Annotated in this window: 19 protein-coding genes; 10 read left to right on the plus strand and 9 right to left on the minus strand. The window is 65.1% G+C overall.

Translation table 11 applies throughout. The features are described 5' to 3' along the window. Nucleotides 1-51 precede the first annotated feature (51 nt). The 4 genes from G6N67_RS02095 to G6N67_RS02110 are packed head-to-tail and all read left to right on the plus strand — an operon-like array spanning nt 52 to nt 5109. The gene (locus G6N67_RS02095; protein ID WP_235684103.1) at nt 52-1275 is read left to right on the plus strand and encodes an ImmA/IrrE family metallo-endopeptidase; all 1224 of its coding nucleotides are present in this window, start codon (nt 52-54) and stop codon (nt 1273-1275) included. A gap of 9 nt (nt 1276-1284) precedes the next feature. After that, the gene (locus G6N67_RS02100; RefSeq protein WP_036437645.1) at nt 1285-2487 is read left to right on the plus strand and encodes a tyrosine-type recombinase/integrase; all 1203 of its coding nucleotides are present in this window, start codon (nt 1285-1287) and stop codon (nt 2485-2487) included. Next, nucleotides 2474-4696, plus strand: coding sequence for a tyrosine-type recombinase/integrase (locus G6N67_RS02105; RefSeq protein WP_036437646.1), 2223 nt, complete (start codon nt 2474-2476; stop codon nt 4694-4696). The genes G6N67_RS02100 and G6N67_RS02105 overlap by 14 nt, the downstream gene beginning before the upstream one ends. After that, complete coding sequence (locus G6N67_RS02110; protein WP_036437647.1) at nt 4693-5109, plus strand: hypothetical protein; 417 nt, start codon at nt 4693-4695, stop codon at nt 5107-5109. The genes G6N67_RS02105 and G6N67_RS02110 overlap by 4 nt, the downstream gene beginning before the upstream one ends. Before the next feature lie 51 nt (nt 5110-5160). On the opposite strand, the gene G6N67_RS02115 is transcribed toward G6N67_RS02110, so the two are convergent. From G6N67_RS02115 to G6N67_RS02125, 3 genes are all read right to left on the minus strand, one after another. After that, nucleotides 5161-6249: a UvrD-helicase domain-containing protein gene (locus G6N67_RS02115; protein WP_036437649.1), complete on the minus strand. Its 1089-nt coding sequence runs from the start codon at nt 6247-6249 to the stop codon at nt 5161-5163. Next, on the minus strand, nt 6233-7864 hold the full coding sequence (locus tag G6N67_RS02120; protein ID WP_036437651.1) for an ATP-dependent nuclease: 1632 nt from the start codon (nt 7862-7864) through the stop codon (nt 6233-6235). The genes G6N67_RS02115 and G6N67_RS02120 overlap by 17 nt, the downstream gene beginning before the upstream one ends. A 444-nt stretch (nt 7865-8308) precedes the next feature. Then, a complete protein-coding gene (locus G6N67_RS02125; RefSeq protein WP_051579029.1) occupies nt 8309-9634 on the minus strand; it encodes a site-specific DNA-methyltransferase in 1326 nt (441 codons plus the stop codon). A 100-nt stretch (nt 9635-9734) separates the two neighbouring features. Between G6N67_RS02125 and G6N67_RS02130 the strand changes: the two genes are divergently transcribed. After that, complete coding sequence (locus G6N67_RS02130) at nt 9735-10058, plus strand: hypothetical protein (RefSeq protein WP_063835174.1); 324 nt, start codon at nt 9735-9737, stop codon at nt 10056-10058. Between the two features lie 64 nt (nt 10059-10122). Here the strand turns inward: G6N67_RS02130 and G6N67_RS02135 are convergent, their stop codons facing one another. The 4 genes from G6N67_RS02135 to G6N67_RS02150 all read right to left on the minus strand — a co-directional run bounded on the left by G6N67_RS02135 (nt 10123) and on the right by G6N67_RS02150 (nt 16620). Then, nucleotides 10123-11388, minus strand: coding sequence for a 5-methylcytosine restriction system specificity protein McrC (locus G6N67_RS02135; RefSeq protein ID WP_036437654.1), 1266 nt, complete (start codon nt 11386-11388; stop codon nt 10123-10125). Then, a complete protein-coding gene (locus G6N67_RS02140) occupies nt 11388-13196 on the minus strand; it encodes an McrB family protein (protein ID WP_081812716.1) in 1809 nt (602 codons plus the stop codon). The genes G6N67_RS02135 and G6N67_RS02140 overlap by 1 nt, the downstream gene beginning before the upstream one ends. Further along, a complete protein-coding gene (locus tag G6N67_RS02145) occupies nt 13196-14074 on the minus strand; it encodes a DNA adenine methylase (RefSeq protein WP_036437658.1) in 879 nt (292 codons plus the stop codon). Before G6N67_RS02145 ends, G6N67_RS02140 begins: the two co-directional genes overlap by 1 nt. A 248-nt stretch (nt 14075-14322) precedes the next feature. Then, nucleotides 14323-16620: an MMPL/RND family transporter gene (locus tag G6N67_RS02150; RefSeq protein ID WP_051579031.1), complete on the minus strand. Its 2298-nt coding sequence runs from the start codon at nt 16618-16620 to the stop codon at nt 14323-14325. A gap of 161 nt (nt 16621-16781) precedes the next feature. Between G6N67_RS02150 and G6N67_RS02155 the strand changes: the two genes are divergently transcribed. From G6N67_RS02155 to G6N67_RS02165, 3 genes are read left to right on the plus strand one after another with little or no spacing between them, the layout of a single operon-like run. After that, a complete protein-coding gene (locus tag G6N67_RS02155) occupies nt 16782-18281 on the plus strand; it encodes a carotenoid oxygenase family protein (protein WP_036437659.1) in 1500 nt (499 codons plus the stop codon). 9 nt (nt 18282-18290) lie between these two features. Beyond that, nucleotides 18291-19466: a sensor histidine kinase gene (locus G6N67_RS02160; RefSeq protein ID WP_051579032.1), complete on the plus strand. Its 1176-nt coding sequence runs from the start codon at nt 18291-18293 to the stop codon at nt 19464-19466. Beyond that, nucleotides 19463-20086, plus strand: coding sequence for a response regulator (locus G6N67_RS02165; RefSeq protein WP_036437660.1), 624 nt, complete (start codon nt 19463-19465; stop codon nt 20084-20086). The genes G6N67_RS02160 and G6N67_RS02165 overlap by 4 nt, the downstream gene beginning before the upstream one ends. Nucleotides 20087-20104: 18 nt before the next feature. Here the strand turns inward: G6N67_RS02165 and dapC are convergent, their stop codons facing one another. Then, nucleotides 20105-21199, minus strand: coding sequence for a succinyldiaminopimelate transaminase (gene dapC, locus G6N67_RS02170; protein ID WP_036437661.1), 1095 nt, complete (start codon nt 21197-21199; stop codon nt 20105-20107). A gap of 23 nt (nt 21200-21222) precedes the next feature. Beyond that, a complete protein-coding gene (gene fdxA, locus G6N67_RS02175) occupies nt 21223-21546 on the minus strand; it encodes a ferredoxin (protein WP_036437662.1) in 324 nt (107 codons plus the stop codon). Nucleotides 21547-21802: 256 nt separating this feature from the next. Between fdxA and G6N67_RS02180 the strand changes: the two genes are divergently transcribed. Next, nucleotides 21803-22372, plus strand: a complete 570-nt coding sequence (locus G6N67_RS02180; RefSeq protein WP_036437663.1) for a PadR family transcriptional regulator — start codon at nt 21803-21805, stop codon at nt 22370-22372. Beyond that, nucleotides 22330-24378, plus strand: coding sequence for an FAD-dependent oxidoreductase (locus tag G6N67_RS02185; protein WP_407663312.1), 2049 nt, complete (start codon nt 22330-22332; stop codon nt 24376-24378). Before G6N67_RS02180 ends, G6N67_RS02185 begins: the two co-directional genes overlap by 43 nt. The last annotated feature ends 50 nt before the right edge of the window (nt 24379-24428 follow it).

The following is a 24428-nucleotide window of genomic DNA, read 5'->3' on the forward strand; positions in this document are numbered from 1 at the left end:
CGGCGGCCGGGGTGATCGGTGTCGTGGGGTCGGTGTTGAATCGTGGCTGCGATGATGGAAACGACCGTGGACGTGTACGGCTTGCGGATTAATCAGGCCCGGGTGATGCGGGCAATGACAGTGGAGGCTGTACGGGAAGCGTTGGGCTGGAAGCATTCCCGGCTCAACCGGTTGGAGAAGTCGATGACGGCATCGTTGCCGGCCGAGGACTTGGAGCGGCTGGTTGAGGTATTGCGGTTTCCGGCGAAGTTCTTCACCACCGCTCCCACGTCACGGGTGCATGTCTCGCAGCTGTTGTTCCGGGCTCCGCGTTCGATCACCGCTGCGGAGCGGGAGTACCTCGCTCAGTTCGCGGCGTTGGCCGGGGAGTTCCTCGACGAACTCGATCGCCGTGCCCAGTTGCCGCCGCTGCGGCTTCCGGTGCTGTCGGCCGATACCCCGACGGTGCAGGCCGCCGAGATGGTCCGCCGGGCTTGGGCTTTGGACTCAGATGTGCCGATCGACTTCTTGACTCATGAGATCGAGCGCAGCGGTGCGGCGGTCGTGGTGCGGCGGTGGTTGACGTCGTCTTCGCGGCGGGTGCTCGGCGATGAGGATTCCACTGGCAAGCTAGACAAGCACCTGGGGTATTCGGTGCGGGTCGGCGAGTTCAATACCAGGCCGTTGATCGTCATCCGGCAGTCCAGTTCGTGGGAGCGGACCCGCTGGACGTTGGCGCACGAGGTGGGGCATTTGGTGTTGCACGCGTCGGGCAGCGTCACCGATGAACGCGAGGAACAAGCCTCGGCGTTCGCCTCAGAGTTGTTGGCGCCGGCCGCGGTGTTGGCTGGTGAGGTGCCGCGTGCGCCGTCGCTGGCCGAGTTACTGCCAGTCAAGGCTAGGTGGGGGATCTCGTTGGGCGCGTTGCTCAAACATCTGCACACTTCACAGTTGTTGAGCACTGATCGGTTCGAGGCGTTGCGCCGCCAGCTCTACACCCGGGTGAACCCCGAAACCGACACCACCTGGGGCCGTGTAGAACCGGGCTGGAATGACCGTGAGGTCGAGCGGCCGCTGTTGATCGGCCGATGGCTGGAGATCGCGTTCTCGGCCCGCTCGGCGGCGATGCTGGCGCCCTATGACCTGATGTGGCCGCAGGACCTGCTGGAGGACTTCATGGCTGGCCAGCGCAATGGAACCGACGGCGTGGTCGGGGGCCATGCCGTCGAGGCCACCCCGGTTACCGGTACGCACAGCAATGTGGTGGTGTTACCGGTGGGCCGGCGGCGCGGCTAGGGCACGACGGTGGCGCGGGCGCAGCGGGTCAGTTTCGGGGATGAGCCCGACACTTTCACCGTGGTGGACACCGACGGGTTGCCGATCGCTCCGGCTGCGGAATACCTGCGATTCCTACGCGACGGGGGGGCTTCGCCGAACACCGTGAAGGCCTACGCGGCCGGGATCGCGGACTGGTTCACGGTGCTCGACCACTGCGGCTATCGCTGGGATGACTTCCCCACCACCCTGTTTGGGCAGTTTCTGCAGTTTCTGCGGACCGGGGATCTGCCCGGGGCGGCCCGTATCGGGCCGCCGCAGACACGTCTCGCCGCGTCGTCGCTGCAGCCGCGGGCGGCGGCGGTGTTGTCGATGTACCGTTTTCACGCCGACGCCCATCACACCGAGACACCTTATCGGCGGCTATTTACCTCGCGGGGCAGTTGGCGGCGGTACCGGCGCTATGTCGGTTTTCTCGACGGTGTCGGGCCTCGCCGGCGGAGCGAGCATCCGGTCTATCGGCTGCGCGATCATCGAACTGCGACCACGCCGGTGCTGACTCCCCAGCATGTCAATACGATCCTGGATACGTGCGCGGTGCAGCGGGACGGGCAGTGGAGCGGCGGCCCGGCGGGAGTGCGCAACCGACTGTTGTTCGCGGTGCTCGCCGAGACCGGAATGCGGTTGGGTGAGGCATTGTCCTTGCGACATACGGATTTTCATATCGGTGCTGGGGCGACACCGTTCATCGAAATTGTCGACCGCCAAGACCATCCGCATGGGGTACGCGTCAAGACCGGGCCGCGGCGGATCTATGTCGGCGATGACTTGGAGGCGTTGTATTCGGAGTATGTCTGGCAGCTTGTGGCGATGGCCGCCGACGTCACGGTGCCTGACCTGGCCAACCACTTCGTGTTCGTCAACGTCAGCGGCCGGCCCCGGTTCGCAGCGATGCGACCCGAAACCGTCTACGAGAAGGTCCGTGGCATCAAGCGGGCTCAGCCCAGCCTGCCACCGGACTGGACTCCGCACTGGCTGCGCCACACCCATGCCACCGCGTTGCTGCTGGCCGGGGTGCCCGAGCATGTGGTGATGCGTCGCCTCGGTCACGCCGACGTCCAGACCACACTGTCGATCTACGGCTGGGTCACCGCCGACGCCGAGATGCGGTCATTGGCGGGCTGGAAGAATTATGTCGCCGGGTGGAAGGGCCTCCACGATGCGCCACCATGACGCCCATCCCCGCTCTGCGACACGGGCACCGTCGTGGGAGACCGTCTGGGAGCAGGTGCCCGAACCGTGGCGGAAGCCGGTCTATCGCATCGACACCGCCCCGGCGTGCACGGTGTTCCAGCAGAACAGCTACTACCTGCGGCAGCACCGTGGATCGGCCGAGCACGATTTCAGTCCCGCTGGTGCGCCGCCACGGTTCGCCCAGGAGGTTGCGTGGTGGGTGTGGTTGTGTCACCACGAGGGACTGCGCAAGATCGAACCATCGGTGCTCAGGTGGGCCGGCCAGGCGCTGGCCAGCGCGGCGGCTGATTACCGTGCCCGGGTCGGCCGGTTGCCGGCCAGTATCACCCAGTTGTCCTCGGCGGCGATCGTGCGCCACGCCGTTAAGGTCTTCGAGACTCGCAATGGGCGCCTACCGTCACCGGGGGCGCGGCGCAACGTCACCCACCTGATCGAGCATCTGCACCTTTACCTGTCGGTGCGCACGACCGACACCGACTGGTGGGCCCACGATGTGTGGGATTTGCACGCCGATCCCCGCATCCCTCAACGTGAGCACGAACCCTGCCACGAACAGCCCCTGCGGATCGGCGCGATCAGCCCGCCCTGGTTGCGTGAAGGGGTCCGGTTCTGGCTGCGCACCGCCCTGGACGCCGAATTGCTGCGGTGGTCTTCAGCGGTCGAACGTGCCCGCGACATTGCACGTCATTTCGGGGTGTTCGTCACCGAACGGGGATACACCGACCCGGTCCTGGCCGAGGACCCCGCCCAGCTGCGGCTGATCTTCACCGCCTTCACCGAATACTTGCGGTCCCCGGCCGCTGCCGCCAACCCAGACAAGCCGCTGACACCGAGCGCCATTGACGCCACTCAGTCCCAAATCCAGGTGTTCTATACGTTCATGGTCGACCATGCCCCCGAAGCCGCTGCCGCCGCCGCGGAGCCACGCTGGATGGATCTCACCGATGCACACACTCGGTTGTGGGGACCGGCGTTTCGGACCCGCCGCGCCAATCGCACCCGGGAGCTGACCTGGTATTCGACCGGGGAGTTGCAGCAGATGCTGGCCTACCTCGATGTGCTCGCCGCTGAGCGCACCGCGCTGGTGGCCGTCACCCATCCCGACGGGAAGGTGTCGCTGATCAAAGGCCTCGGTGACCCGCAGGCCGCACGGATTTGGCTGCTGCAGGCACTGACCGGGCGCCGAGCCTCGGAGATCTTGATGCTTGACCACCAACCCCTGCAAACAATCCCGGGTGCCGAACGCCCTACCGACAGCGACGACCCCGATGCCTTCGTGGCGAAACTGCGCTATCAGCAGACCAAGGTCGACGGGGTTGTACCCACGATCCTGGTCGAGCAGGCGGTGGTCAATGTGATCACCGAACAGCAACGCTGGCTCGCCGCGATCTTCCCGAACTTGTCACCGAAGTACTTGTTCATCGGCATCAAGCAGAACCTGGCCGGGCGGCGCCCCCGGCCGTACGCCACCTACAACGCGGCTCTAGGAAAACTCGACAAGCTGCACGGGTTGACCGACGCGGCCGGCAATGCGTTGCGGTTTACCCAAACCCACCGCCTGCGCCACACCAGGGCCACCGAACTACTCAATGACGGCGTGCCCATCCACGTGGTGCAGCGCTATCTCGGGCACAAGAGCCCGGAGATGACCCTGCGTTATGCCGCAACCCTGGCGGCTACCGCCGAAGCGGAATTCCTCAAGCACAAGAAGATCGGCGCCCACGGAGTCGAGATCGCTATCAGCCCATCCGACATTCTCGACATGACCCAGTTGTCGCAGCGCACCGACCGAGTGCTGCCCAACGGGGTATGTCTACTACCGCCGCTGAAGACCTGCGACAAGGGCAACGCGTGCCTGCCGTGCGGGCATTTCGCCACTGACGTCACCCATATCGACGAGTTACGCGATCAACACGCCAAGACCACGGCGCTGCTCCAGACCCGCCGGCAGCAATACCGTGACCGCACCGGCAGAGAACTCACCGACGACAATGTCTGGATCCGCGAGCGGCTGCGCGAGCTGAACTCCCTGGAATCAATCCTTCAACGACTCGATGAGCAGGCATCGGCCCACAACACGGCGATCACCGGTGCCGGCACCGCCAAACGTCTTCCCTTGCAAGTCATCGTGACCCGCGGGGCCCACGACTCAGTGTTGCGCAAGGCCGACCCGCAAACGGACTCGTGAGCCCGGTCACCGAGGCGTCCCGGCAGGCGCTGGCAGCCCACACACGCCGACGCCGTGACGCCGTTACCGCCCGCATAGAGAAGACGCTGAAGGCCATGCGGCGCGAGAAGGCGGCCATTACCGTCAGCAGTGTGGCGCGGCGGGCGAAGGTCACGCGACCCAGCATCCACCGCCGCCCGGAACTGCTGGCCATGATCAAGGCGCACGAACGGCTGAGCGCGGTCGACACCGACACACCACCGACCGCCGCCGCCAGCGGCGAATCGGGCCTGGTAGCAGCTCTAAGGTCACGGCTGATCACCAAGGAGGAACAGATCGCCGAACTCAGATCCGCACTGCGGGAACGCGACCGCACCATCGCCACCCTGCACGGTGAAATCGACAGACTGAACGCCACCCGGCGCCGACCGTGAAGGCGAGACCATTACAACTCCGGTGGCAGTCAAGTACTGACCGCATCACTGTCACGGAACCCAGCCCGGAATACCGCTGCCCTCAATCGGGCTCATGATGAACGCGACGCTAAACCGGGCGCGCGTAACCGCAACATAGAGGCGGGCGGCCTGTCGGTCATCCAACGATATTCCATCGGTGAGGAACTTGCGTACCGGACTGGTCGGGCAAATCAGAACACGTTGCCGATCAAGCCCTTTCGCGTCACCAATATTCATTGGGGCGAGGTGATCGTACTGCGCACCGCTGGTCCTGCTGTGGCGCAGCACAAGTGGGTGAAACTGGTCATAATAGGCATCGACGTCTTGTGGGGCAACAAGGAATATACCGTCGTGACCGGTGCGCTCAGCATTGCGGGATGCGGTAGGTGAGAATTCCCAGTGCGTGGCAAACAAGCTGTCCGCGAACGCCGCGATTTCCGGCCCGCACCGCCAAGTTTCACACCGATACTCGATCGTGATTCGTCCGGTTTTCTCTTGCTCACGGAACCAGTTCCAGATACTCATGAACATGTACTTCTTGTTCTTGAGTTCGCGTTCGTTGGTCACCATGATGGCCTGCCGGACATCACCGACCATTTCCACGGTAATACCCGATGCGATAAGCAGTTTCAGGATCTCCAGGTCGTAGCCTGATAGGTCCTGGACCTCGTCGATCATGATGCGGTCGTAGATGCGTTCGAGTCGCTGAATGCATACCCCTGCGCCGGCCTCGTTGGTGCGCACCGCCAACTGCGGCAGGTGAACACGTCTGGCTTCACTGTGTTCGTTGAAGTAGCGCTGCCATCGATCGTTGGCCGCATACCTCTGCGGCGGGCTGCCGAAGTCGAAGCCCTCCACACGGGCACCCGGGTACAGCAACGGGAGGAATGGCCCGACGAAGTGGTGTAGCAGGAAGGAAAACCAACCGGCAACATCGATGTGGGGATGGTCGCCGGCGTATGCCGCTAACCGGGTCGACAGCTCAGCCTGGTTGTTTCTTGTGTAGGTCAGCACCAGGATTCGCTCGGCGGGATCGGCTTCCTTGCACGCCTCTACCAACCCTTGCGTTTTGCGTGACCCGGCCACCGCCAGGGTCAACCGATTATTCGGCTGGGGCATCGAGGAAGGCAATCGCATCTCGGATGTAGCTGGGGGCTTTAATCATCTTGGGGCTCTCCAGTATTCGCAGTGCACCTTCGGTCTTGTTGTTCTCCATCCATGTCGCCAGATCAGCCCGTTCGGTGATACCCAGCACCGCACGTAACGTCGGTTCGTCGTTTGCATAAACGAGCTGCGGTTCGAGCGTCTTGCCCTCACCGGCTGCACCCATGAACAAGCCTCGGCCGTCCCCAAGGTAGTCGGCAAGCTCGACTCGGAGCCCAGCTTGGTCTCTGTCGTCGTTATCGCGCAGAACCGCACATTGTTTCCTCAGAGCTCTGACCAGCCGCAGGCAGTGTTTCAGCGACAGAGCCCGCATGCTGATCACGTCGATTCCGTCGTCAATCGGGCGGCGGCCATCGTGGGTGTCCCGGTAGAACCGTTCGACGACGAGCTCATCGGACGGGCCCTCCACCAATATGAGTCGCGCCGCAAGCGCCATCCGCAAGGTGTCGTAGCCGGGCAGCTTCTTGAAGTAGGTGACCGTGTCGTCATCAAGGTCCAGGAGCGTGAACACACCGTTGTCACCAACCAGCTGCAACCCATCCAAGCCGATTCGGTTCAGCACGTACGCGCTATGGGTGGTGACGAGCAGCTGTTGCTCCTCGCCAGCCAGATCGTCGATACGCGCGAGCAGCTTGTTCAGGTTGGTGTGCGAAAGGTGGTTCTCGGGCTCTTCGATCATCACCGTCTGGGCCTCTGAAGCCTTGCGCCCCATCGCCAGCGCGATCTTGATAGACGCCTGTTGCCCCTGTCCCGACAGGCTGAATGGCACGTCGCTGACATGGGGTATCACGTTGGAATCCCATGCACCACGGCCGGTTTGGTCTAACGCGAGCTTCAGTGGCTGATCGTCCAACGGGCCGGTCAGATCGGCCATCTTGTCGTTAACCGTCTGCAGATGGGGCGAGGACACCTCGTCCCGGGTGGCCCGCACCGCCAGCGATACCGCAGCCTTATCTGTGGGATCAAGATGGTCGTTGAGGATCTGCTTGAAGTGGAAGTCCATCCCGCCGCTGGCCCGAATGGTGCGGGAGTCGATGATCGCGGTCGTCAGCTCCTTTGGTCGCGCAATCAGAACCTTGCCGGAGAACGTCCGCCAATCGACCCGGTAGTACTCCACCGGCAGCGCCGCCGGCCCGCCACTGTTCTCCTGCCTGTCCGATAGGTATCTCTCGATCTCGTCGCCGTAATCTGGGTCAGGCTCTACGCGCAGTCTCACCCCGGCGCAAGACCGTGCGGGATTCTCAGAATTGTGTGCGCCGAACAGATTTCGCGCGAACTCTTCGCGGTTGTGCAAGAATACCTCGATCTCGATCGTCGGCGGTGCTGGCGTCTCACCGCGCGCTCGAGCGTCGAAGAATTCCGTGATCATTGCTGCGTTGAACCAGAACGGGTTGATCTCATCGCTTGCCAACCGGCCGTTGACCCGGCCCGTCAGCGCCAGGGTGATGGCCTCCAGCAATGTCGACTTGCCCGCATCGTTATCGCCAACGAGAATGTTCAAGCGCTGATGGGGCGCGAACTCCAATGCGCGGAGCTTGCGATACCCCGCGATCCGAACACGTTCAATCACCAGTGATGTCCTTTCCCACCCGGAGGGCATGCCAAATCCCATCGCATACAGCTCACACACCAGTCGCGCAGATTTCAGTATGTGACATCACCCCGACACCGAGGGGCAGCCCGCCGGAAAGCCCCGTTGCTGCCCAGGTATCGCACACCAGGCGAAACCGCCAATGCCAGTGGTAAGAACCGCCGCAGCAGCCACGGACCATGGCCTGGGGATTCGCGTCCACCAACCCCGCGTCGATGGCGCCGCACGCGCGCAGCCGCGTGCCGGGACTTGCCCGCAGACCAGGAGGTTTCGGCGTTGCCGAAGCCTGCGCCGAGCCGCCCCGGTGGCGTCGTGATCCACGTTGTTCCGACAGCTTCTTTCGGGGGACCTCAGTGGTGTCCGCCAGGACGCCAGCGGCGCACCGATGGTCCCGCTACGAGCAACCCCGCGGAAGGTCGGCGGCTACACGGCGTTCTGATCGGCGTTAGCGCTCACCGTGGCGAGTGTCGAGGACCTGCGGGACGTGATAGTTCCCGGAACTCGCACCGTGCGTACCCGACCGAGCCCTGGCTTAGCCTGCATGACATCAAACCCACCTCCACCGATCCAGCCGTACTGCGCGGTGATCCCGCCCGGGTCCTCGCCGTTGACCACTGCGGCCAGCCGCCGGATCAGGGTGGTCTGCGTCGTGGCGATGGATCGCTCCACGGCAATCCAGCGTCGCCCCATTTTGTGCGCCGCGGCAGCGGTGGTTCCCGAGCCTGAAAACAGGTCCATCACCAGTTCGCCGGGATCCGTGCTGATATGGATGATCCGCTCTAGCAGTTCTTCGGGCTTCGGGGTGGCAAATACACTTCCGGCGTCCGGGAACAGGGTTTGCAGATGACGCTTGGCGTCGTCGTTGGTGCCAGTCTCGGCCGCACCCCATACCGAGAAGGGCACGAGGCCACGGATCTGATGTGCGAACAGCTTCAGGCGGGGGTTGCCCGCGCCGTTACGTGGGAACCAGATCCTGTCCTCACCGAGCAGCTGCAGGTAAGTCTCCTCGGTGGCATACCAACTGCGTCCACGAGGCGGATGTAGCACTCGCCCAGAAGGATTGACGATTTCATATTGCTGATTGGCTCGATAGCCCGGAGCCGTAAAGGGCGCGTCGGCCCACGGGCCGCGCGGGTCTTGATCGCGGTTCTGCAGCTGGGAAGCATCCTTGGTTAACAGATTTCGGCGCTTCTTCCACGACTGTGGGCCTGAGGGGGCGTACACCATGAGGTGGTCATGGTTGTTGGAGAACGCCGAGCGTGATTCTCGGGTGGTTCGCTTCTGCCATACGATGTTGGTCACGAACGCTCCGCTACCGAATACCTCGTCGAGAACGCAACGTGCACGGTGGTTTTCGCTGTCATCAAGGTGGACCCAGACGCTCGCGTCGGCGGCAAGATACGGTTTGACCGCGGCCAGCCGGTCTCGCAGCAGTGACAACCACGTTGCGCTGTCGAGCGAGTCCTCGTAGTCGCCGAAAGCACGTCCGGTATTGAAGGGGGGGTCAATATACACCAGGCGGACCGTGCCCGGTTTCAGTGCAGAGGCCGTCGACATCGCACTCAGCGCATCCAGCCCGTCCCCACACACCACCAGGTTCGGGCGCAGGCTGAGTCGACCGATCGATGAGACCACCTCGAGCGGCTTAGGCGAGGGCCCGTCGTCGCTCCACTCGTAGTCGCGCTCTCCGCGGGCCAGGAGCGCCTTGTCCTTGTTAGGCCAGTTGAGCACGACCCCACCGTCTGCCATGCTCAACTCCTGGCGAAGTCGACGCCGCGAGAGCGGAAGACGGTTGGCCGGTCGTCGTGCACACATATGACAGACATATAATAGATGTTAGGTGATGGCTATGACTCAGCGATACCGACACACCGGCTCACCTGGGGAAAAGCTCTGCGAGAGCCGGGATAAGCAGCCGGGTTTGCGGTGGCCAATAGCCGTCGACAACATGCTCGACCGATTGGTTGAAGTGGCCAACGACAATGGGTTGAAGACCAACCGCAGGGAACTCATAGCCGCCATTGTGACGGGGCACTCCGACAGTCCCGCCAAGTTGGCCAAACTGCTCAAGTATTATCGGATGGTCACCTTGCGGGAAGCGACTGGGCAGGACGGTGCTGCGGAGATTCGTTTGGTGGAACACGGCCCCGGACCGCGAACCCGCCGCGCCTAGCAGGACCGAATACTGCCACGCAAGTCGCAGAGGAATCTCCCCCGGGCACGGAGAGGGGCCCTCCTTAGTCGCTGGGCGCAGTAGCTTGGACGACCTGATCGAGCAGTGCGGCCACCTGTTGACCACGCTGGACATCGCCCGTTCCGCGGGTGTAGGTGAACATGGATAAGCCCAGGGTCGCCAGACGACTCGGGCGACCGGCGAAGCCTTTTACGGTGTAGAGCCTCAGCGGGTCATCACCCGGGTAGACCAAAACGGCGGTGGGGGTGTTCAATGACGCCGCGGTCGTTAGTGTCTGGAACACGTGGCTGCGGTGCGGCGGGCACGTCCACGTGGTGTATTTCGCCTCAAAGGAAACCGCCGGTACGGAATTCCGGGCGAGCAACCCGTCTGGTTCGACGGATTGGACAATGCCCTCGGCTTGGGTGAGGAGTTGGTAGTGACGCTTCGGGACGAGCTCGTACTCGCCGTTGCTTTGTTGAGCGAATGATCGCAGTGTGCGTTGCAGCAGCACCTCCAACAGCGGCCAAGGCTCGACTGCGACTTCAAGGCCGGCCACAGAGCCAGGATCGCCCACCACGGACCTGTTCCGCAGGACTGCCGCGGCGATGTCCCAAGCAGGGCGGAAGGCGGACCATTGTGGCGGCAACGGACGACTCGCGATCGCCGGATTGATCACGGTTGCCGGCGGTTGTCCCGGCAACAGTTGACGCTCCAACGCCCGTAGCCGTGAGGACACTCGCCCGTTCCTGGACGAGATCGCCAGCACCCAGGCAACTTTCGCCAAGGCGATGCTGAAATCGTTCGAGGTGGTGAAGCTGTCGTACTCGATCGGGAAAACCGCCGGATTCAGCGTTACCGTGCGCAGCCATTGCGACACTCGGAGGTGTCCGCTGAGCCTGCTGGAGATGCGCTGTTCACGTCTGTACGCCTCGATCGGGCCGACGCGCCGTAGTGCAGCATCGAGCCGGTTGGCGTACTCGGCAGCAACGGCGGTGACGAGGTCATTGCGGCGCGGGTTCTGACTCGAGCGTTGATGTCCCGAGACTGCGATGCGGGTACCCTCATCCAGAAGCTGTGCGATCGATTCTGCCCATCGGTCATCGACGTCGTGGCGTGGTTGGACATGTAGCGCGTCGCCGGAGGGCAGCCGAACCGAACCCAAAAGGTTGCGGATCGTGGTCACGCCTCCAGGTTGGGATTTGATCTGCGAGATTCGTGGTTGCAGAACGTCTTTGAGGTCTGCGATGGCGGTCCGGGCCAGCGCGGCAACCGGCTGCGGTAAGTCGGTGGGTTCCCACTCCGTGACGATGAAGGTGGAGTCAACCACTAGGGGTTTGCTTGTCTGAGCAGTTCGGTGAGGGCGTCACTGGGGTCCAGTGATCCCAGCCGTGTCAGCACCAGTCGGGGCTGGCCGTAAGTCGGGACTGAGATATCTGCGACTCGCCACCACGCCACCCGTGGAACGGTGTTGTTCACGGCGGTGTCGGCAGCCCCGGCGAGAAGTACCGCGGCGAGGGCCTCGTCGTTGTCCTGGAACGCCATACGCAAGGTCGGCCTGACGCGATCATCCCAAGCAGTCACAAGCGCATCGAGACGCTTCTGTGCGGATGCGCCCTCCACATGCCAGAAGTTGCTTTGTCCCAGTTCGAAATCACTGCCCAAGACGGTCGTGATCCGACGATTGACCGCCTTCAACACCTCGACCGCCAACCGGGCAATGTCTTCTGAAGTCCATTGCGCCAGAGGGTCGGTAAGCGGGTCTGGGTCCGAGCCAGCATCTGACCCGGCCTCTGAGCCCGAGTCGGATTCGGCGAATGCTGCTGGCATCGCGTCGGCGGCCTCGAGATGCAACTCCAGCGCCGCGTAGTCGGGGGGAACCTCTCGGATGGAGAAGCGTCGACGGAGGGCCGCGTCCAACGGTGCCACCGACCGGTCGCTGCTGTTCATCGCCGCCACCAGCCACAGATTGGGTGGCAACGTGAACCGATTGGGAACCTGTGCCGAACCTCCATCCGTGAACTCGGGTGCCACGCTGATACCCAGATCGGCGTAGGCGAGGTCGATCGCCGCAGACCCGCGCTTGTCCTTGTCCATCAGCGCCAACATGTCACCCAGGATCGAGGCCGCGTTGCCGCGATTGAACTCATCGAGAAGGAGCACAGTCCTGCTCTGAGGATTGTGGGTCGCGTAGTGCGCGAGATTGAGCAAGGGACCTGCGACGGCCTGTACTGACACCCCGCCCGCGTCGTTCGGGGTTGGCAACAAACCGACGACGAGGTTGTCGTACGAATAGTTGGGGTGAAACACCACGGTTCGTACCTTGCCGGGCGAGACAGTGGCTTCTTCGGCCGACCAGGCGTCATGGTTCTTGTCCGGATCGAAAAGGACTCGGCTACCCGGACTTTCGATGTACCGAGCGAGCTTGTCAAGCAGGACAGTTTTACCCGTTCCCGGTGGCCCGACAAGCAGAAGATTCGGGTTCTCCTCGAGCTTGGCCATCAGCTCAGCCACTTCCGGGCTCAGTCGCTGCCCTTCATTACCGAGCGCGAGCCACTGAAATGCGTCTGACTGTCTCGTCGACAGCGCTAGCTGGCGGATCGGATCCGGGAGCTGAGCAACGTCGGCGAACTCCAGCCCCGCGATGGGATTGCGCAGGTAGACCCGCAGGTGCAAGACCGCTGGTTCATCGACAAGCTTCACCGCGACGATGTAGGCGGACATCCCGGTTGCGGTGAACGCGTCGAATTCCGCATTGGCGTCCGCCTCGACTGTCCTCGTGGGGTCGCCCATGATCGTCTGGGGCCCAGCTGAATTCGGCGCCGGCGTCATCTTCAGCGGGGCGGGCGGCCCTTCCGATGTGGACCATGCCATGTGAGGGCGATCTGATGATCGAATCGCTACATAGCCTGGGGCTTGTCCTCCCGGCCAACGGTAGGTGATCGCACTGTACCCATCGTCCTCAGCGGGCGGTGGGAACATCGCGAGCAGAGCCTCGCGCAATTCAGCACTTTGATTCAGCTGAAAGTAGTCCTTGGTGTACGTGCGACTCCCCTGAACTACACGGCCGTATGCCGCCTTGTGTGCCGCCAGCCCGTAGTAAACAACGAAGACCGCCTCGACCTCCCGCTCAGCCATCAAAATTTCCCGATGATGATGGACTCCGGTGACTGCTTGGCCTCGACAGTTCGCCCTACCTGAGCCGACAGTGCCCTGTGTGTCGTGAACGTGACCATGTCGGCGAATCCAAACAGATCACGCACGCCGGGGGTATCACGATTGCTCATGACCCATTGAACACCTTGTGCAGTAAGGGTTTTGCAGATTGCAACGAGATCGTCGAGGTCGCATTCGTCGAACACCTTAGCGGTGTACTTGTTGAACTTCGAGGTGGGCTCCGTCTCGTCGGCATTGGTGAAGATCGGCAAGTACGGTGGGTCCAGGTAAACGAAGTCGCCGGGTTTCACCTCCGCAAGCGCCGTTCGGAAGTCACGCTGGCAGATGACGACCCCTTCCAGCGTGCACTTGATCTGTTCCAGCACAACCGGATCGAATCCCTTGAAGGTGCGATCTCCCCACGGCGCATTCATGGTTCCAGTCTTCGAGTTCTCCCTCCACAGATGGTTCCACGACGTGGCATTGAGGTAGAGGAATCGGGCTGCCTTTTCGACGGGGTCGGCGGGAGACTCGGCTCGAACCTGGTAATAGAGGTCCTTCGAATCGTTGGCCCGATACCAATCGAGCCACGGCACGAGAGACTCTGGTTGGTCGCGCATCGCGATCCAGGCACTCACAAGGTGCTCGTTGAGGTCGCTCAGGTATGCCGATCCAGAGATTCGGTCCCGGACCGCCAAGAAGACACTCCCACCGCCGACGAACGGCTCGTGGTAGTTGGCGATCTGCGCTGGAAAGTGCGGTAGCAATTTCGCCAGCAGGCGAGTCTTGCCCCCGGCCCACCGAATGAACGGCTTGGGCGCAACCGCGGGATCGGCGCACACCGATTCGACCGTCGTCACCAGACACTCCCTTCGACCCGTTCACCCTAATGGCTGCCACTGCCTGCCGATGTAACTACGCCTCCCCGACAAAACTGTCACCCTGTCGTGGCCGAAGCCTGAGCCATGCGGTAGCACCTCGCCGATCTGCTGCGCGGAGGTCGCATCGGTGCTTGGGGAGGTGGTCCGGGCGGCGAAAGCATCCAGCGCCTTAAGGCACACCTCTACAGATAACTCTGTATCTGATGATCGACCGATGGCAATAGGCATCAGTGGAATACAGTCAGATACATCGCTACCGACCTACAGATAACGTATTCGAAGTAGCGGTGCAGGTCGGCGGTCGCCGATCCGACGCCACTGATGTGGATGTCGACGTCCACCACCGAGCCCTCCTTGGTGGCCTCGCGGACGGCCAACCGGATCTGCTCGGCACGCGCGGCGCCGGCGCGCCCCCAGGAGTCCTCGTCCCCGTAGACCAGCAGCCGCGTGGCATGCCCGTCCGGCGAGCACAGCAGCTGCAACACCCGTTGGAAGCGGGGATCTTTCAACGCGCTGCCCGGTAGATAGAACCCGCCTTCCGCGGTGCCCGCGAAGTCGCTGCCAAGCCCGGTGAGGTAGTCCGTCATCTGCTGCAACTGCGGCATCAGTCCGTCCATCGTGGCGGTCAGCGTGTCCACGAGCTCCCGAAGGTCCGCGACCGCACCACGCATCGTGGCCACCGCGTCGGTCGCACCGGCCAACGACCTGCCTGCGTCGGCCGCCCCGGCATCGAACTTTCCGGTCGCGTCGGAGAGTTTCCCGGTGCCGGACAGCATTCCGTCGATCGGTGCGACGATGCGCTGCACCGGCCCGCAGATCGGGTGCACGGGACAATCGGGCGTGTTCGCGACAAATGCCCGCAGCGGGTCGAGATAGCCGGCGAGGGTTTCGGAGTTCTCGCGTACTGCCCGCACACCGGCGCGCAGCTCGGCACCGCCCGAGCTGATCTGCTCCAAACCGTGTACCCCGCCGGAAAGCCCGGTCTGCAACTGGCCGACGGCGCCGGACAACCGGACCAGCGTCGTGCGTATCGTGCCGATCGAATCGATTTGCGGCTCAAGCGTGCTCGTCTGCGATGCGAGTTGGCTTCCGATCCGGCCGGCCTGATCCGTCAGTGTCGACTCGGGCTGCACACCGCCGGCGGGTCGGCTCGCGGATTGCACCGCGCGCACCCCGGGTATCTCCATGATGCGCCGGCTGATTCTCTCGATCCCGATCAGCCCTTGCGGAGTGCGGAGGTCGTGGTCGGCCTCGACGAGCACGATCTCGGGCAACAACCGCTCCGCGGGGAAGTGTCGTTGCGCAGCCTGATAGCCCTGGTTGGATTCCGTGGACGACGGCTGCACCGCCACCTCGCTGTAACCGATCGACAGCCAGAACAACGGCACCGCACAGACCGCCAGGAGCGCTCCCGCGGTCACCAGGACAGGGCCCGGCCAGCGCGCCACCACGATGCCGACCCGGCGCCAGCGCCGGGCGATCCGTGACGGTTTGGGTTCGATGAGCCGCAGCCGGCCGGCCACGGCACACAACGCGGGCAGCAACGTCAGCGATGCGGCCATGGCGACCACGATGCCGATGGCGCAAGGAATTCCGGCGCTGCGCAGCATGCCGACCTTCGCGAACGACAGGCAGCACAGCGCGGCCGCGATCGTGGTGGCGGACGCGGCGATGACTGGCGCGACACTTCGATACGCGCCGATCAGGGCGTCGCGGTGATCGATGCCCGCGCGCCGGTTCTCGTGATAGCGGCCCAGCAGGAAGATGCCGTAATCGGTTCCAGCACCGAGGATCATCGCCGAGATGAGCGCTGTCGAGAACACGGACACCTCGATCACGCCGTGTGCACCGAGCGCGGCGACGATGGGCCGCGCAACCCCGAGCGATAGGCCGACGGTGATCAGCGGGATGGCCGCGGCCACCACCGAGCGGTACACAATGAAGAGCAGGGCCGCGATCAACACCACGGTCACGGCCGTGATCACCAGCATCTGCCGGTCGAACGAGGCGAACTCGTCGTAGATCGTGGCGCCCGGTCCGGTCACGTAAGCCGCCACACCCGGCGGCGGTGACAGTGCGGTGACCAAGTCGCGCACCGCCTGCACCGAGCGGGCCGCCTCGGCACTGCCCAGGTCACCGGACAAGCGCAACAACACGTAGGTGGCTCGTTGATCGCGACTCTCGGCGATCGGCGCGGTCAGCGGATCCGACCACAGGTCCATCAGCGATTCGACATGCGTCGTGTCGGCGCGCAGCGCCGCCACCAGGGCGTCGTAATAGGCGCGCGCAGACCCGTCCAGAACGCCCTCCAACACCACATACGTGACGTTGTTGCTGTCGGAATCGCCGAACACCTCACCCATCCGCGCAGCCGCCACACTCGCGTCGGCGTCGGGCGGGAAGAACGCGCGGGACTGCTCGTGGATCACCTGCTCGAGCTGAGGTACTGCCAGGTTGCCCGCGCCGGCCAGCAGGGCCCACAGCCCGATCACCACGATCGCGAACCGCTCGACGAAGCGCACCACACTGCGATCTTTCGGCCGACGACCAATGGTGCGCGACCACCGGGCGGCTAGGGGCGCTGTCCACCGTTCGATTGACAGCACGATCATCCGCGTAGTGGTCGCCGCGGTCCGGCCACCCGGCGCACGATGAGTGTCATGATCGACCTGAAGGAGTCCGCCGCATGACCACGGCACTACGACGTACGTCGACGAACCCTTATCTTGAAGGTAACTACGCACCCGTGCACCGCGAGACGACCGCGGTCGACCTCGAAATCACCGGCACCGTGCCCGGCTATCTCGACGGCCGCTATCTGCGCAATGGTCCCAACCCGCTCGACGACCCCGATCCCGACCGCTATCACCTGTTCCTGGGCGCCGGCATGGTGCACGGCCTGCGCCTGCGTGACGGTCGTGCCCAGTGGTATCGCAACCGTTGGGTGCGCTCCGCCGACGTCGCCCGTCACCTCGGCGAGCATTGGGCGGGCGGGCCGCACGACGGCGGATTCGATTTCGCGGCCAACACCAACGTCATCGGGCACGCCGGCCGGACGTTGGCGCTCGCGGAAGCGGGTGTGCGGCCGTACGAACTCACCGACGAGCTGGAAACCGTTGGGCCGTCCGACTTCTGCGGAACGTTGTTCGCGGGCTACACCGCACATCCCAAACGCGATCCCGACACCGGTGAGCTGCACGCGGTGTCCTACAACCCGTTACGCGGCGCCCTGGTGCGGTACACGGTCACCGACACCGCCGGACGCGTGCGGCACCGCATCGACATCCCGTTGCGCGAACTGGGGGCACCGCCCGCTTGCGGGGGAACCATGATGCACGACTTCTCGCTGACCGAACGCTATGTCGTCATCTACGACCTGCCCGTGGTGCTCGACCTGTCGGGCGCCCTCCGCAACAGGCCCGCGAAGGCCGCGGCTCGGTGGCTGTCCGGATTCGCCGCGCGTCACGCCGCGCCCGACTTCGTGTTGCGCACGGCCATGCGAGGATCCGAGCGCAGCGGGCCACCTGCGGTCGGTGCGTACCCGTACCGGTGGGAACCCGAGAAACGGGCGCGGTTGGGCGTGCTACCCCGGGAAGGCACCGCCGCGGACATCCGGTGGTTCGAGGTGCAGCCGTGCTACGTGTTCCACCCGCTCAACGCCTACGACGAAGCCGGACGCATCGTGCTCGACGTGGTCCGGCACGACTCGGTGTTCGCCGACGACCCGAACGCCACCGGGATCCAGACGCTCGACCGCTGGACCGTCGACCTTGCCTCTGGAACGGTCCGTGAAGAGCGTCTCGACGATACGCCCCAGGAGTTCCCGCGCGTCGACGAACGCCTGGTCGGCAAGCGACACCGGTACGGGTACGCGGTCGGATACGCGCCGGACACCCCGGGGATCACCGCGCCGAACGCCCTGCTCCGTCATGACCTGTCCACGGGCACAACGGAATCGGTGTCCTTCGGCGCGGGCCGGGAACCGGGCGAGTTCGTCTTCGTACCGTCGGATGGGCAGGCCGCCGAGGACGACGGGGTGCTGATGGGCTTCGTCTACGACCGCGGTTCGAACCGCAGCGACCTGGTGCTGCTCGACGCCGAGACCCTGAACACCGTCGGCACGGTGCACCTGCCCGCACGCGTGCCGCACGGCTTCCACGGCAACTGGGTGGACAGTGAGCGTTAGCATCGGGCCATGACCGATGTGCCCGCCGCCGCCACGGGAAGCGAGTGGCACTGGCTGTGGGAGACCTACGTCGTGGGTCTGCTGGTCGCGGCGATGATTGCGGTGGCCTTGCTGGAGCCTCGGTTCGGCGGGCAGGTGCTCGGTGCGGTTGCCGCGTTGGCCGCGATCGTCGTGTGCGTCGGCGTATTCGGCCGGCGGCTGATCCTGGCCGAGGAGAAGAACTGGCATTCCGCGGTTTTCGTCGGCGCCGTGGTGGCGCTGTGGGTCGGCGCGCTCATCGCGTCGCCCGTGGCGGTGGCTGCGGTGCCTGCGCTGTACCCGCTGTTCTTCGCGAGCCTGCCGCTGCCCTGCGCGCTCGTGGTGACCACCGTGGTGAACCTGGTGCCGTTGGCGCTCACGCTCATCGACGACATCCACTCCCCCGACATTCCGATGGCGATCGCGATAACCCTGATCGGGGTGGTGGCCGCACCGGTGATCGGCACGGTGATCGTGACATCTCACGCGCAACGCAGAACTCTGGCCGGTGTCGTCGCCGAGCTCGCCGCCAGCCGCGCCGAGAGTGCGCAGCTGTCCCGTAAGGCCGGCGCGGCCGCCGAACGTGAACGGTTGTCCCGCGAAATCCACGACACCCTGGCGCAGGGCTTCACGAGCATCGTCGCGCTGGCCCAGGCGGTCGAGGCCGAGCTGGACACCGACCGGGCCGCGGCAACCGCCCACGTCAAGCTCATCCAGACCACGGCGCGGGAGAACCTCGCCGACGCACGGGAGATGGTCGCCGGCCTGAATCCCGCAGCGCTCAAGGAGGATTCGTTGCCTGCCGCGATCGCGCGGCAATGTCGGCGGTTCACCGCCGAGACCGGAACACCGGTGATCACCGACATCGACGAGGCGCTGCCGTCGTTGGGTATGGCCGGTGACGTCGTGCTGCTGCGGGCAGCGCAGGAGGCCCTGGCCAACATTCGCAAGCACGCCGCCGCCACCGCGGTCGAGGTGGCGCTGCGTGCCGATTCCGATGGGGTCCGGTTGTCCTTGTCCGACAACGGGATCGGCTTGGCAGACGATCACAGCGACGGTTTCGGGCTGCGCGGGATCCGCACGCGGGTGAGTCAGGTCGGCGGAACGGTTGCGGTGTCATCCGCTGGAACGTCCGGCGTACGGATCGATATCGAGGTGCCGACGTGACGACCACCGTGCTGCTGGCCGACGATCATCCCGTGGTCCGCGAGGGCCTGCGCGGCATGATCGATGCCGAACCCGACCTCACCGTCGTGGGTGAGGCGGCGTCGGGCGCCGAAGCCGTCGCGATGGCGAAAGCTCTTGAGCCGGACGTCATCCTGATGGACTTGCGGATGCCTGACGTCGACGGCGTGACCGCCACCGAACGCATCCGCAGTGCGCAGCCCGCCGCGCGCGTCGTGGTCGTCACCACCTACGAATCCGACGCGGACATCCTGCGTGCGGTCGAGGCCGGCGCGGCCGGATACTTGCTGAAAGACGCGTCCCGGGCCGAGCTCGCGGCAGCGGTGCGCGACGCCGCGGCGGGCAAGACGGTGCTGGCGCCGTCGGTGGCCGGGCGGCTGTTCGGGCTGATGCGCGAACCCGCCCAGGCGCCGCTGTCGGCGCGGGAGGTCGACGTGCTCGCGCTCGTGGCGAAAGGCCGGACCAACGCCGAGATCGGCCGTGACCTGCACATCAGCGAGGCGACCGTGAAAACCCACCTGCTGCGGGCGTTCAACAAGCTCGGCGTCTCGGACCGGACCGCGGCCGTCACGACCGCGATGTCGCTGGGCTTGCTGCCGTAGTGCTGCGGCGAACGGGCCTCAGGACAGGCGCGCGACGGCGGCGGCGATCCGTTCGTCGGTCGCGGTGAGCGCGACTCGCACGTATTGGTCACCGGCAGGACCATAGAACTCGCCCGGCGCGGCGAGGATTCCCCGCTCGGCGAGCCAGCGGACGGTGTCGCGGCACGCCTCGCGACGCGTCGCCCACAGGTACAAACCGGCCTCGGAGTGTTCGACGGTGAATCCCGCGGCGCGCATCGCGGGCAGCAGCACCGCGCGGCGCTGCCGGTACCGCTCACGTTGCACCGCTTCGTGTTCGTCGTCGTCGAGCGCGGCGACCATCGCGGCCTGCACCGGCGTCGGCACCATCATGCCCGCGTGCTTGCGCACCGCCAGCAGCTCGGCCACCACGGCCGGATCGCCCGCGACGAACCCCGCGCGGTATCCGGCCAGCGACGATGTCTTGGACAGCGAGTGCACCGCCAACAGGCCCGTGTGGTCACCGCCGCAGACCGACCGATGCAGGACGCTGACCGGCTGGGCATCCCAGCTCAGGCCCAGATAGCACTCGTCGGACGCGATCAGCACGCCCCGCTCCCGGGCCCAGGCCACCACGGCACGCAACTGATCGACATCGAGCACCCGCCCGGTGGGATTGCTCGGCGAGTTCAGGTAGATCAGGGCGGGGTTGCCGAACTGCGAGACGTCGTCGGCACGGACGACATCGGCACCGGCCAGCCGCGCCCCGACTTCGTAGGTCGGATAAGCCAACTCGGGCACCACGACGGTGTCACCGGCTCCCAGGCCCAGCAGCGAGGGCAGCCACGCGATCAGCTCCTTGGTGCCGATCGCGGGCAGCACCGCGTCGGGCGCGAGATCGGTGATGCCGTAGCGGCGTTCCAGCGCGCTGCGCGCCGAGGCCCGCAGCGCCGGCGTGCCCGCGGTCGTCGGGTATCCGGGCGACGCACTGGCCGCAGCCAGGGCATCCCGGATCACGGGCGCCACCGGATCCACCGGAGTGCCTACCGAAAGGTCGACGATGCCGTCAGGGTGCGCACGGGCCAGCGCCGTGACATCGGCGAGAGTGTCCCAGGGAAACTCCGGCAGCGACGCCGACCGGCGCTGTCGCACCACGGACTCAGACCCCAAAGACAGGGTCAGTCCTCACCCTGCGGCGGCAGATCCTTGATCGCCTGCGGGTCATTGTCTGTCTGCCCGACCTTGGACGCACCGCCCGGCGAACCCAGCTCAGTGAAGAAGTCCGCATTGGCCTGCGCGTAGCTGCTCCACTGGTCCGGCACGTCATCTTCGTAGTAGATGGCCTCCACCGGGCAGACGGGTTCACATGCGCCGCAGTCCACACACTCGTCGGGGTGGATGTACAGCATGCGTCCACCCTCGTAGATGCAGTCGACGGGGCATTCTTCGATGCATGCCTTGTCTTTGACGTCGACGCAGGGTTCGGCAATGACGTACGTCACTGATGTCTCTCCTGTCCAGTGGGCTGCTGGTCGGGTTCGTTGTGTCAGGACTCTGAGCCTGTCGCGACAGTATGCGTTGCCCATACCTGGACGCTCGTCTCAGTGTGCCCTAACTTCACGCGCTGCCAGGTAAGGGTGGCGCGTGGTTACTGATACTAACCGTTGCACATACAGCTCGCCTAGTCGCCACGCCATATGCACTTTGCTGCACTGCAACTAGTTACATAGGACCGCAGGTATCGCCTACACTGCCGGGGTGGCCTTGCAGCACGCCATCCTGGTGTCACTGTGCGAACAGTCCGGTTCGGGATACGAGCTGGCGCGCCGATTCGACCGGTCGATCGGGTACTTCTGGACCGCAACCCATCAGCAGATCTACAAGACGCTGCGGGCCATGGAGGCCGACGGCTGGGTACACGTCACCCCCGTCGTACAGCACAGCCGGCCGGACAAGAAGGTGTACACGGTCTCCGATGCGGGCCGCGGCGAACTGGCCCGCTGGATCTCCGAACCCGTCACCCGCGCCGGCTCGGCCCGCGGCGGCTCGGTCGCCGACAACCGCACCCGCGACCTCGCCGTCAAGGTCCGCGCCGCGGCCTACGGGGACATCGCAGCGTTACGCAGCCAGGTCGACGCGTTACGCACCGAACGCGCCGAACTGCTCGACGTCTACCGCGGCTACGAGAAGCGGCAGTTCCCCGATCCGGCCGCACTCACCGGCAGCGCCCTGCACCAGTACCTGGTCCTGCGCGGCGGCATCCGCGCCGAGGAGAGCGCGATCGAATGGCTGTCCGAAGTCGCGGCAGCCCTGAAGGAGACCCCGTGACCTACCCGAACCTGTTGTCGCCCTTGGACCTGGGCTTCACCACCCTGCGCAACCGCGTCGTGATGGGATCTATGCACACCGGGCTCGAAGACCGGGCCCGCGACACCGGCAAGCTCGCCGAGTACTTCGCCGAGCGGGCCCGCGGCGGCGTCGGACTGATCATCACCGGCGGCTACGCGCCCAACAAGACCGGCTGGCTGCTGCCGTTCGCGTCGCAACTGGTGTCGTCTGCCGAAGCGCGCCGGCACCGCCGCATCACGCGCGCGGTCCACGACGCCGACAGCAAGATCCTGCTGCAGATCCTGCACGCGGGACGCTATGCGTACCACCCGTTTTCGGTGAGCGCATCATCGATCAAGGCCCCGATCAACCCTTTTACGCCGCGACGGCTCCGTAACGTTCAAGGCACCATCGACGACTTCGTCCGCTGCGCGCTGCTGGCCCGAGAGGCCGGCTATGACGGCGTCGAGATCATGGGCAGCGAGGGCTATCTGCTCAACCAGTTCCTGGCGCCGCGCACGAACAAGCGCACCGACGCGTGGGGCGGCACCCCGGAGAAACGCCGGCGTTTCCCGGTCGAGATCGTGCGCCGCGTCCGCGAAGCCGTCGGCACCGATTTCATCCTGTGCTACCGCATGTCGATGGCCGACTACGTGGAGGACGGCCAGAGCTGGGACGAAATCGTCGCACTAGCAAGTGAAGTCGAAGCAGCCGGTGCGACGATCATCAACTCCGGGTTCGGCTGGCACGAGGCGCGGGTGCCCACCATCGTCACGTCGGTACCCAACAGCGCGTTCGTCGACATCAGCAGCGCTCTGGCCGAACACGTCTCGATTCCGGTGGTCGCCTCAAACCGCATCAACATGCCGCAGACCGCCGAACAGATCCTCGCCGACACCCACGTGCAGTTGATCTCGATGGCGCGCCCGTTGCTGAGCGATCCCGAATGGGTGCACAAAGCCGCGGCCGACCAGGCCGACGAGATCAACACGTGCATCGCGTGCAATCAGGCCTGCCTCGACCACGCATTCGTGCACAAGAGTGTGTCGTGTCTGCTCAACCCGCGGGCCGGCCGGGAGACCTCACTGGTCCTGTCGCCCACCCGGCGCGCCCGTTCGGTGGCCGTCGTCGGAGCGGGCCCGGCGGGCCTGGCCACCGCGGTCAACGCCGCCCAGCGCGGCCACCGGGTCACGCTGTTCGAGGCTGCCGCGGAGATCGGCGGTCAATTCGACTTGGCCAGAAGGATTCCCGGCAAGGAGGAATTCGCCGAGACGATCCGCTACTACACCACCATGCTGGACAAGCACGGCGTCGACGTGCGGCTGTCCACCCGGGCCGGGGTCGACGAGGTCACCGGCTACGACGACGTGGTGCTGGCGACCGGGGTGACGCCGCGCATGCCCGACATTCCCGGGATCGATCACCCGAAGGTGCTGTCGTATGCCCAAGCCCTCACCGGTGCCCCCGTGGGCGAAACCGTCGCCGTGATCGGCGCGGGCGGCATCGGTTTCGATGTCAGCGAATTTCTGACAACCGACTCGTCGCCCACGCTCAATCTCAAGGAATGGAAGGCCGAATGGGGCGCGGCCGACCCCCAGGAGGCCCGCGGCGCACTGATCACTCCCCTGCCGGCCCCGGCGGTCCGCGAGGTGTATCTGCTGCAGCGCACCAAGGGGCCGCAGGGTCGCAAGTTGGGTAAGACCTCGGGCTGGGTGCACCGAGCCTCACTGAAAGCCAAAGGGGTGCAACAGCTGTCGGGTGTGAACTACGAACGCATCGACGACGCCGGACTGCACATCAGCTTCGGGCCTGAACATGCGGATCCCCGAGTGCTCGAGGTCGACAACGTAGTCATCTGCGCCGGCCAGGAATCCGTGCGCGACCTCGAAGACGCCCTGCGCGCCAGGGGAATCGAACCGCACATCATCGGCGGCGCGGACGTGGCGGCCGAACTCGACGCCAAACGAGCCATCCGCCAGGGCACCGAACTCGCCGCACGGTTGTGACCGTGGTGCGGCGCCGGAATAGGTTGTCGCGCTGGGCGGCTCCGGAGGGC

It is taken from the genome of Mycolicibacterium mageritense (assembly GCF_010727475.1).
GTDB lineage: Bacteria > Actinomycetota > Actinomycetes > Mycobacteriales > Mycobacteriaceae > Mycobacterium > Mycobacterium mageritense.

What these genes read in the sequence shown, in the direction of transcription:
- G6N67_RS02095 (WP_235684103.1), top strand. Translation starts at nt 52, where the DNA reads ATGATGGAAACGACCGTGGACGTGTACGGCTTGCGGATTAATCAGGCC.
- G6N67_RS02105 (WP_036437646.1), top strand. Translation starts at nt 2,474, where the DNA reads ATGCGCCACCATGACGCCCATCCCCGCTCTGCGACACGGGCACCGTCG.
- G6N67_RS02115 (WP_036437649.1), bottom strand. Translation starts at nt 6,249, where the DNA reads ATGCCCCAGCCGAATAATCGGTTGACCCTGGCGGTGGCCGGGTCACGC.
- G6N67_RS02125 (WP_051579029.1), bottom strand. Translation starts at nt 9,634, where the DNA reads ATGGCAGACGGTGGGGTCGTGCTCAACTGGCCTAACAAGGACAAGGCG.
- G6N67_RS02130 (WP_063835174.1), top strand. Translation starts at nt 9,735, where the DNA reads ATGACTCAGCGATACCGACACACCGGCTCACCTGGGGAAAAGCTCTGC.
- G6N67_RS02140 (WP_081812716.1), bottom strand. Translation starts at nt 13,196, where the DNA reads ATGGCTGAGCGGGAGGTCGAGGCGGTCTTCGTTGTTTACTACGGGCTG.
- G6N67_RS02155 (WP_036437659.1), top strand. Translation starts at nt 16,782, where the DNA reads ATGACCACGGCACTACGACGTACGTCGACGAACCCTTATCTTGAAGGT.
- G6N67_RS02160 (WP_051579032.1), top strand. Translation starts at nt 18,291, where the DNA reads ATGACCGATGTGCCCGCCGCCGCCACGGGAAGCGAGTGGCACTGGCTG.
- G6N67_RS02185 (WP_407663312.1), top strand. Translation starts at nt 22,330, where the DNA reads ATGGCTGTCCGAAGTCGCGGCAGCCCTGAAGGAGACCCCGTGACCTAC.